Source organism: Moraxella sp., assembly GCF_024227015.1.
GTDB lineage: Bacteria > Pseudomonadota > Gammaproteobacteria > Pseudomonadales > Moraxellaceae > Moraxella.
This window is the reverse complement of sequence record NZ_JAAELD010000363.1, coordinates 1-1,730: the sequence shown is the minus strand read 5'-3', so window position 1 is coordinate 1,730 and position 1,730 is coordinate 1. Positions and strand designations below refer to the sequence as shown.

The window sequence follows — 1,730 nt, the reverse complement described above, 5'->3', positions numbered from 1 at the left end:
GTATCAGCCGTGACATGCTTATCCAAACGATGATAATTTGTGGAGCGATTTTGGGGGTGGTGCTGTTAAAGGGTAAGGATTTATTGTTGTACTGCTTTGACCCAAGCCATGCCCGTGTGGCAGGACTGTCGCCCAAAGTTTTGCATTATGGGTTGCTTATTTTATTGTCCGCCACAATTGTGGTTGCCATGCAAGCGGTTGGCGTGATTTTGGTGGTGGCGATGCTTATCTCCCCTGGTATTACGGCATTTGTCTTGTGCAGACGATTTCATACCATGCTCGCTGTGGCGGTGGCAAGTTCGTGTTTGACCAGTTTTTTGGGCGTGATTTTAAGTTTTCATCTGGATTCGGCAACGGGGGCGACGATTGTGCTATTGCAAGCAATCACATTCATGGCAGCAGTTTTATTTGCCAAATTAAAACAGAGGCTTGGCAATACCAAAATGACCGCGACAGCTTAAAGCAATATTCAAAACCCTTTCTCCTTTAATCCATTCCAAGTATAATAATCAAAAAAACCAACCGAGAAAACAAATGCAGACTCCAACAGCTAAAAATTTCGCTTCAGATAACTATTCAGGCGTGCATCCTAAGATTATGGATGCTTTGAACCTGGCAAATGGCGGGCATGTTCCTGCTTATGGCTATGATGAATTTACAGAAGAATTGCAGACTATTATCCGTGCGCATTTTGGCGATACAGCTCACGCTTATCCGATGTTTAATGGCACGGGTGCGAATGTGGTTGGTCTGCAGGCACTAAGCACTCGTTGGGGTGCGGTGATTTGTACCGAGTCGGCGCACATTCATCAAGACGAAAGCACTGCGCCGCAGGTTGTGGGCGGGCTTAAACTATTGGCGATGCCCACCGAAGATGGCAAGCTGATTCCCGATATGATCCTCTCTCAGCTTTATAATATCGGAAGCGAACATCGTGCTCAACCATCCGTTGTCTATATCAGTCAGACCACCGAATACGGCACTTGTTATAGCATAGATGAGATTCGCGCGATTTGTGAGACTGCGCATGCGCATGGCATGAAGGTATTTGTCGATGGCGCCAGATTATCCAATGCTGCCGCTTATCTAAATGCCACATTTAAAGAGATGATTCTTGAGACCGGTGTGGATATGGTGTCCTTTGGCGGTACGAAGAACGGCATGATGATGGGTGAGTGTTTGATTGCCTTTGACAAAGAGCTTGCCAGCTCACTGCGTTTTTTGCGTAAAGTGGGACTTCAGACCGCTTCAAAAATGCGCTTTATCTCCGCTCAATTCATAGCGCTATTATCAGATAATCTTTATCTTAATAATGCGCGGCAAGCCAATGCGATGGCAAAGCAGTTGGCGGATGAGCTTATCACGCTAGGCATTCAACCGATTTATGACGTTCAGTCTAATGGTGTTTTTGTTAAATTACCTAAGAAAGCAGTTGATGCCGCCCGCCAAAAATACGCCTTTTATGATTGGGATACCGAAGGTACTGTGCGCTTAATGTGTAGCTTTGATACTACTGCTGACGATGTGACGGACTTGGTAGGATTGATTAAGTCCAATCTGAATTAATATAAATAAGACGCTATTATAAAAGGCAATCAATCAACGATTGCCTTTTTAAAATAAATCCCCGCCAAATCAACCACTTACAAACTTTCTCCACTTTTCCTAAAATTTCCCCTTGACCAACCTCATTTCTCCCCCTATAATACGCACCACTCAAGCACAGCAAG

At 44.8% G+C, this 1,730-nt stretch carries 2 protein-coding genes; both read left to right on the top strand.

The window, feature by feature from the left end:
• Positions 1-461: metal ABC transporter permease (locus tag GY683_RS08280; RefSeq protein ID WP_297288278.1), on the top strand; the 461-nt coding region annotated here is incomplete at its 5' end.
• A 73-nt stretch (positions 462-534) separates the two neighbouring features.
• Positions 535-1,566, top strand: a complete 1,032-nt coding sequence (locus GY683_RS08275) for a low specificity L-threonine aldolase (protein ID WP_297288277.1) — start codon at positions 535-537, stop codon at positions 1,564-1,566.
• The last annotated feature ends 164 nt before the right edge of the window (positions 1,567-1,730 follow it).

What these genes read in the sequence shown, in the direction of transcription:
- GY683_RS08275 (WP_297288277.1), top strand. Translation starts at nt 535, where the DNA reads ATGCAGACTCCAACAGCTAAAAATTTCGCTTCAGATAACTATTCAGGC.